The following is a 5,855-nucleotide window of genomic DNA, read 5'->3' as shown; positions in this document are numbered from 1 at the left end:
ATTTCGCAGCAGCCGCCTGATCGGCGCAGAGCGACAGCCTACCTCTGACTGCCGCCAATCTTTGCAACAGAGCCCCGACGACTCCGACATCGACGATGACGACACGGTGCGCTCCGGCGGGCCGCAGGCGCGCCGGATCCCGAGCTTCCTCGATCCGGATCGCCCGATGGATCCCGTGCGCATGTCCGAGACCGGCAGCCTGGCGGAGCACCTCGGGTTGCGCCGGAAGAACGACGACCAGACGGATGTGGGGCCGGTGCGATGAGGGCGGGACTGGTGCTCGGCGAGGTCTGGAACGGCCTGCGCCGCAATATGTCGGTGGTCATCTCCGTGGTGCTGGTGACCTTCGTGTCGCTCACCTTCGTGGGGGCGGCGATCCTGATGCAGCTGCAGATCCAGCAGATGAAGACGTTCTGGTACGACCGCGCGCAGGTGGCCGTCTACCTCTGCACGGACTACGACCAGAGTTCGACCTGCGCCGGCGAGGACGCGGGCGAGGACGAGATCGCGGCCGTCGAGGAGGCGCTGCAGTCGGACACGCTGCGCCCCTACGTCGACGACTTCTTCTTCGTGACGCACGAGCAGGCCTACAAGGAGTTCGTGCAGCAGTTCGAGGGCAACCCGATCGTCGACATCACGAAGCCGGAGCAGCTCAACCAGACCTTCTGGATCAAGCTCAAGGATCCCTCGCGCTCCGACATCATCACGGAGACGTTCTCGGGCATCCCCGGCGTGCAGAGCGTCTCGGACCAGCGCAGCCTGCTCGATCGGATCTTCCTGTTCCTGGGGGTGGCGAGCTACACGGCGATCGTCATCGCGGGGCTCATGCTGGTGGCGGCCATGCTGCTGATCTCGACCACGATCAGGCTCTCGGCGTTCTCGCGCCGGCGGGAGATCGGGATCATGCGCCTCGTGGGCGCGTCGAACCGGTTCATCCAGACCCCCTTCATATTGGAGGGCATCATCGCCGCGCTCTTCGGCGCCGTGCTCGCGAGCGCCGCGTCGGTGGCGATCGTGCGCTTCTTCGTGCAGGGATTCCTCGCCCGGGAGGTGCCGTTCACGAGTTACATCACGGTGGAGCAGGCGCTCGTGGTGCCGCCGATCCTCGTGCTGGTGGGAGTGGTGCTCTCGGCGATCGCGGCGAAGATCGCGATCACCAGATACCTGCGGGTGTAGCGCAGAGCGTCCCCGGGGCGGGCCGCGGATCCGGATCTCGGGGCCGGGGCTCGTCGAAACCGAGCCCATCGTGCGAGCCCGAGCCCTCCCGCGCCGATAATCCGTGCGGGTTGGAGCAATCGGCTCGGTTCGGGCGCCTCGAGGCCGGGCGGCTCGGCGTGGCGGGCGGAACGGCGGCGGTGTGCGATAAGCTGGTTCTTCGCGCGTGAGCGCGGACCCCGAACCACCCCGGCCGCAGGAAGGATGTGACATGAGCCCGAAGGAGACCGGCGAGAAGCTGATCGCCTCCAACAAGAAGGCCCGGCACGAGTACCACATCCTCGACACCTACGAGGCGGGCCTGGTGCTCACGGGCAGCGAGGTGAAGTCGCTGCGCATGGGACGCGCGTCGCTCGTCGACGGATACGTGTTCATCGAGCGCGGCGAGGCCTGGCTCGACGCCGCCTACATCCCCGAGTACCTCAACGGCTCGTGGACGAACCACGCGCCGCGCCGCAAGCGCAAGCTGCTGCTGCACCGCCAGCAGATCGACAAGCTCTACCAGAAGACCCGCGAGGGCGGCATGACGATCGTGCCGCTGCGCCTGTACTTCCTCGACGGCCGCGCGAAGGTCGAGATCGCCCTCGCGAAGGGCAAGAAGGAGTACGACAAGCGCCAGACCATGCGCGAGCGGCAGGACAAGCGCGAGGCCGAACGGGCGATGCGCACCCGCAACCGGATGGGGGAGTAGGCGCTCCCTCGGGTGTCCCCGCGTCGCGGGCGGATCCTGCGACGCGCCTGACGCGGTGGCGCCACCGCGTCAGGCAGTCGCAGGATCCACCGGCGCGGTGCCGACGCCGGTCACGCCGCCTACACCGCGTCGAGGGCACGGCTGACGTCGAGCAGGATCCCGCTCTGCAGCCCGTGCCAGTGCCGGGTGTCGGGATCGGGCCACGACGAGAGCTTGACGATCACGGAGTCGGTGCGCGGATCGAGCCAGAGGTTCTGGCCGTGGATGCCGATGCCGCTCACGTTGCCGCGCTCGTTGCCCGTGCACCACCACTGGCGCGTGTAGCTGCCCTCGGGGAATGCGGAGGTGAAACCCTCGTCGGTCATGGCTTCGCGGGAGCCGCCGGCCAGCACGCTTTCCACCCAGCCCTGCGATACGACCCGTCCGCCGGGAGCGACGCCGCCGTCGAGCATCATGCGGCCCACGCGTGCGAGATCCCGCGCGGTGCAGGAGACGCCCCCGTTCGCGAAGCCGAAGCCGGTCTGGTCGACCGTGATGGTCGCATCCCGATCGGCGTCGAGCTTCGCCCACAGGTACGTGGAGAGCGCTTCGACGTAGCGCAGACCGGTGACCCGCTCGACGATCCAGGCGAGCACGTCGGTGTTCGCCGAGCAGTACTGGAACTCGCCGGTGCCGCCGTCGCCGCGGAGGGTGGTGAGGAACTCGTAGGTGTCGGCGGGGTCCCCGTCTCGCCGCGTGCGCCAGCCGGCGGAGCGATCGTGGGTCTGCACCTCCGAGGCCGGATCGACGTAGTCCTCGTTGTAGTCGATCGAGATCTGCATGTCGAGCACCTGCAGCACGGAGGGCCCGTCGTAGACGGAGCCCGCGAGCTCGGGTACATACTCGGTGACGGGCTGCGCGGGATCGATGCGCCCCTCGTCGATCAGCGCGCCGACGACCGTGCCGCACAGCGACTTCGAGACGCTCATCAGCAGGTGACGGTCGTCGGGTGCGAAACCCGCCCGGTAGTACTCGGCGAGGACCTCGGAGCCGCGCAGCACGAGGAATGCGTCGGTGCAGGTCTCCTCGAGCCGCTGCTCGAGATCGGGGAGCCGCGTCGCGAGCGCGTCGAGCCGCACGACGGGCTCCGCGGGCGTCGCCGGGTCGCGCCGGGAGACCGCCGCCGTGGGCAGCAGCTCGCCCAGGCGGGCGAAGGCCCAGCGGTTGTGCGGGGCCTCCTGCCAGCTGTCGAGTGTCGGCTCCCCGGCCGCGGCTCCGGGATACCTGGCGGGGTGCTGGCCGGTGGAACGTGCGTTCATCGAGTGTCTCCGAAGGTGTAGCCGCGGCGGGTGAAGAGATAGTAGAGGCCACCGCTGACGATCATCGCGACGGGGGCGGAGAGATCGATGTAGCCCATGGCCTCGGCGACCGCGCCGCTCCAGAAATCGGTGGTGAGGAAGAAGGAGGCGGCAGCGCCGCCGATGATCCCCGCGGCGAGGCCGGGAATGCTGAAGCCGCCGGTGTACCAGTACTTCGCCCCCCGGCGCTCGTCGAAGAGATCGAGGCCATCGTATCGGTTGCGGCGCAGCCAGATGTCCATGCAGTAGACGGTGATGCCCGGAGCCGAGATGAGGATCAGCACCTGCAGCATGATGTTCACCGCGTCGAGCAGGCTGGTCGACATGACCAGGTAGATGGTGAAGAAGGTGCCGAGCACGCCGATGATGATGGCCGAGGGGATGCGCCGGATCGGGATGCCGATCGACTGGAACGCCATGCTGGCGGTGTAGGTGGTCATGCCGTCGACCGCGTCGCGGATCCCCTCCCCGAAGCGGCTCCCGATCTCGGCGCCCCGGCTTCCCGGATCCGTGCCCGTCACCGTCGCGGTGATGATCTCCACAGCGTTCCTCTCCTGTTCCGGGGCCGGGCCCCTACTTGCCGGCCTCGAGGACGGCGTCCCACATCACCTCGGAGGCGATCGCGCCGAGCGCGGTCGCGTTCACCGACAGCCGCCCGCGCGACGACCCCGGGGTCGTCGGCAGATCGATCTCGTCGGTGGTGACGGCGAAGAGCGTGTCGCCGTCCATGTCGGTGTGGAACGGCTGGATGCCGCGGTGCATCGAACTGTGCACCTGCTTGGCGAACTGGTTCAGCTCGACGGGGCTCATCCGCACGTTCGTGACGATCGCGCTGATCGTGGTGTTGCCGGCCTCGGTGACGGGCGGGACCTGCTCGGCGAACGCCTCCTGGTAGTCGAACACCGGGTGGCGCCGGACCCCGGTCTGCGCGTCGTAGTTGCCGCGCACCACCGTGCCCGCGCGGTCCACGATCACACCGACCGGGTTCGGCACGACGACGGCGAGGATGCGCACGTCGCCGAGACGACGGAACGCCGCGCCCTGCCCGGTGATCTCGGTGCGGTCCCAGTCCACCTTGCCCGCGGACGCGCTCATGCCCGCGCCCGCCCGCCCCTGCGGGAACTCACCGGGAACGGCGAATTCGAGCGCCGCGCGGCCGAGCGCCTTGTCGGGGTAGACCGCGGTGGAGCGCGCCGAGAAGTCGTAGATGACCGCCGACGACACCAGCTGGAGCTCGGCGAAGCCGGTGCGATGCTCGAGGCGTTCCAGGAGCGCGTCGCTCACCCCGGCGCCCGCCTCGAGCCCGTAGCCGGCTCCGCCGGCCAGGCAGATGGCGTGGTTGAAGTCGTAGCCGCCGGAGAGCCCCACCGCCCCGCCCCGCGCGTCCACCGCGGTGCGGGCGCCGGCGGGGATGTGGATCACGGTCGCACCGGTGGGCCCCTCCTCGTAGTGCGCCGCGCCGATGCTGACCCCGGGGAAGTCGAACCGCAGCATCTCGCGGCCCGTGCTCCTGACCGGCGCGAGATCGAAGGCGTCGTTGCCCGGACCCCCGAAGACCGGAGGGCCGGCCAGCCGGGGTGCGGGATCGACGGCGATCCCGCCGTCGATGTCGGTGAGTGCGTGGACCGGTGTCGTATTCATAGGGCCTCCAAGAGTGTCTGCGAGTAGGGATGCCGGGGGTTCCGGAAGAACTCGTCGGTCGCGGCGGTCTCGACGAGATCTCCCCGGAACAGCACGGCGACGCGATCGGCGACGCGCTGCACCGCGCCGAGATCGTGCGAGATGAAGAGGGCGCCGAAGCGGTGCTCCGCCTGCAGTTCGCGGATGAGCGCGAGGATCTGCATCTGCACGGCGACGTCGAGCGCGCTCACGGCCTCGTCGAAGACGATGAAGCGCGGCTCGGTCACGAGCGCCCGGGCCACCGAGACGCGCTGGCGCTGTCCTCCGGAGAGCTCGTGGGGGTAGCGCTCGGCGAAGGCGGGGTTCAGCCCCACCTGCTCGAGCATCTCCGTCACGCGCTGCCGCTGCTCGGAGCGGCCGAGGTCGCGTCGCGCCACGGTGAGCGGTTCGCGCACCGACTCCCCGACCTTGCGCCGGGGGTTGAGCGACCAGTGCGGATGCTGCAGCACCGCCTGCAGCTTGCCGGCGTTGGCCCTGCGCGACCGGGTGAAGGGGCTCCCGAGCAGCAGCACCTCGCCGGAGTCGGGCCGCTTGAGGCCCAGGGCGACCGAGGCGGTCGTGGTCTTGCCCGATCCGGACTCGCCCACCAGCCCCAGGGTCTCGCCCGGGGCGACCTCGAGCGTCACCGCGTTCATGGCGCGGACGGTCCGCCGCTTCGCTCCCGCCCCGCTCGTGAACGCGACGCTGACATCGCGCAGCTCCAGCACGGGGGTCGTCTTCGCAGACATCATTCCGTCTCCTTCGCCGCGAGATCCGCGCGGCCGGGCATGGCCGCGACCAGCGTTCTCGTGTAGTCCGCCCGCGGCTCGTCGAGCACCCGCGCGGTCGGGCCCTCCTCGACGATACGCCCCTGGTGGGCTCTGTTGCAAAAATCGTGAAGCTTGAGCATGCTTGGCGGAGATTGGACGGACGGAACGATGACGGATTTCAAG

6 protein-coding genes and 2 pseudogenes are annotated in these 5,855 nt (G+C 69.5%); 3 read left to right on the top strand and 5 right to left on the bottom strand.

Annotated elements, in window-relative coordinates; genetic code table 11:
• The 3 genes and pseudogenes from AC1ROW_RS22105 to smpB all read left to right on the top strand — a co-directional run.
• A pseudogene (locus tag AC1ROW_RS22105) lies at nucleotides 1-265 on the top strand (hypothetical protein); the annotation flags it as partial.
• Nucleotides 262-1,176: a permease-like cell division protein FtsX gene (gene ftsX, locus AC1ROW_RS22100; RefSeq protein WP_079941836.1), complete on the top strand. Its 915-nt coding sequence runs from the start codon at nucleotides 262-264 to the stop codon at nucleotides 1,174-1,176. The pseudogene AC1ROW_RS22105 and the gene ftsX, both read left to right, overlap by 4 nt.
• Before the next feature lie 250 nt (nucleotides 1,177-1,426).
• Entirely contained in the window at nucleotides 1,427-1,906 is a 480-nt protein-coding gene (gene smpB, locus AC1ROW_RS22095; protein ID WP_079941835.1) for an SsrA-binding protein SmpB, read from the top strand.
• Between the two features lie 119 nt (nucleotides 1,907-2,025).
• On the opposite strand, the gene nylB is transcribed toward smpB, so the two are convergent.
• From nylB to AC1ROW_RS22070, 5 genes and pseudogenes are all read right to left on the bottom strand, one after another.
• Nucleotides 2,026-3,204 (bottom strand): 6-aminohexanoate-dimer hydrolase, encoded by a 1,179-nt coding sequence (gene nylB / locus AC1ROW_RS22090; RefSeq protein ID WP_012476894.1) that lies wholly within the window; start codon nucleotides 3,202-3,204, stop codon nucleotides 2,026-2,028.
• On the bottom strand, nucleotides 3,201-3,785 hold the full coding sequence (locus tag AC1ROW_RS22085; protein WP_079941800.1) for a cytosine permease: 585 nt from the start codon (nucleotides 3,783-3,785) through the stop codon (nucleotides 3,201-3,203). The genes nylB and AC1ROW_RS22085 overlap by 4 nt, the downstream gene beginning before the upstream one ends.
• 31 nt (nucleotides 3,786-3,816) lie before the next feature.
• Nucleotides 3,817-4,884 carry an endo-type 6-aminohexanoate oligomer hydrolase gene (locus AC1ROW_RS22080; protein ID WP_012476895.1) on the bottom strand — a complete coding sequence of 356 codons (1,068 nt, stop codon included), beginning with the start codon at nucleotides 4,882-4,884 and terminating at the stop codon, nucleotides 3,817-3,819.
• Complete coding sequence (locus AC1ROW_RS22075) at nucleotides 4,881-5,654, bottom strand: ABC transporter ATP-binding protein (RefSeq protein ID WP_079941799.1); 774 nt, start codon at nucleotides 5,652-5,654, stop codon at nucleotides 4,881-4,883. The genes AC1ROW_RS22080 and AC1ROW_RS22075 overlap by 4 nt, the downstream gene beginning before the upstream one ends.
• Nucleotides 5,651-5,855 (bottom strand): annotated as a pseudogene (locus AC1ROW_RS22070) (hypothetical protein); the annotation flags it as partial. The gene AC1ROW_RS22075 and the pseudogene AC1ROW_RS22070, both read right to left, overlap by 4 nt.

It is taken from the genome of Leifsonia sp. GW821-FHT13C09 (genome assembly GCF_058806435.1).
Note: the sequence above shows the minus strand (reverse complement) of the source record. Positions and strands in the feature narration are given on the sequence as shown.

Coding starts and splice junctions, on each gene's coding strand:
- ftsX (WP_079941836.1), top strand. CDS start 262: ATGAGGGCGGGACTGGTGCTCGGCGAGGTCTGGAACGGCCTGCGCCGC.
- smpB (WP_079941835.1), top strand. CDS start 1,427: ATGAGCCCGAAGGAGACCGGCGAGAAGCTGATCGCCTCCAACAAGAAG.
- nylB (WP_012476894.1), bottom strand. CDS start 3,204: ATGAACGCACGTTCCACCGGCCAGCACCCCGCCAGGTATCCCGGAGCC.
- AC1ROW_RS22080 (WP_012476895.1), bottom strand. CDS start 4,884: ATGAATACGACACCGGTCCACGCACTCACCGACATCGACGGCGGGATC.
- AC1ROW_RS22075 (WP_079941799.1), bottom strand. CDS start 5,654: ATGATGTCTGCGAAGACGACCCCCGTGCTGGAGCTGCGCGATGTCAGC.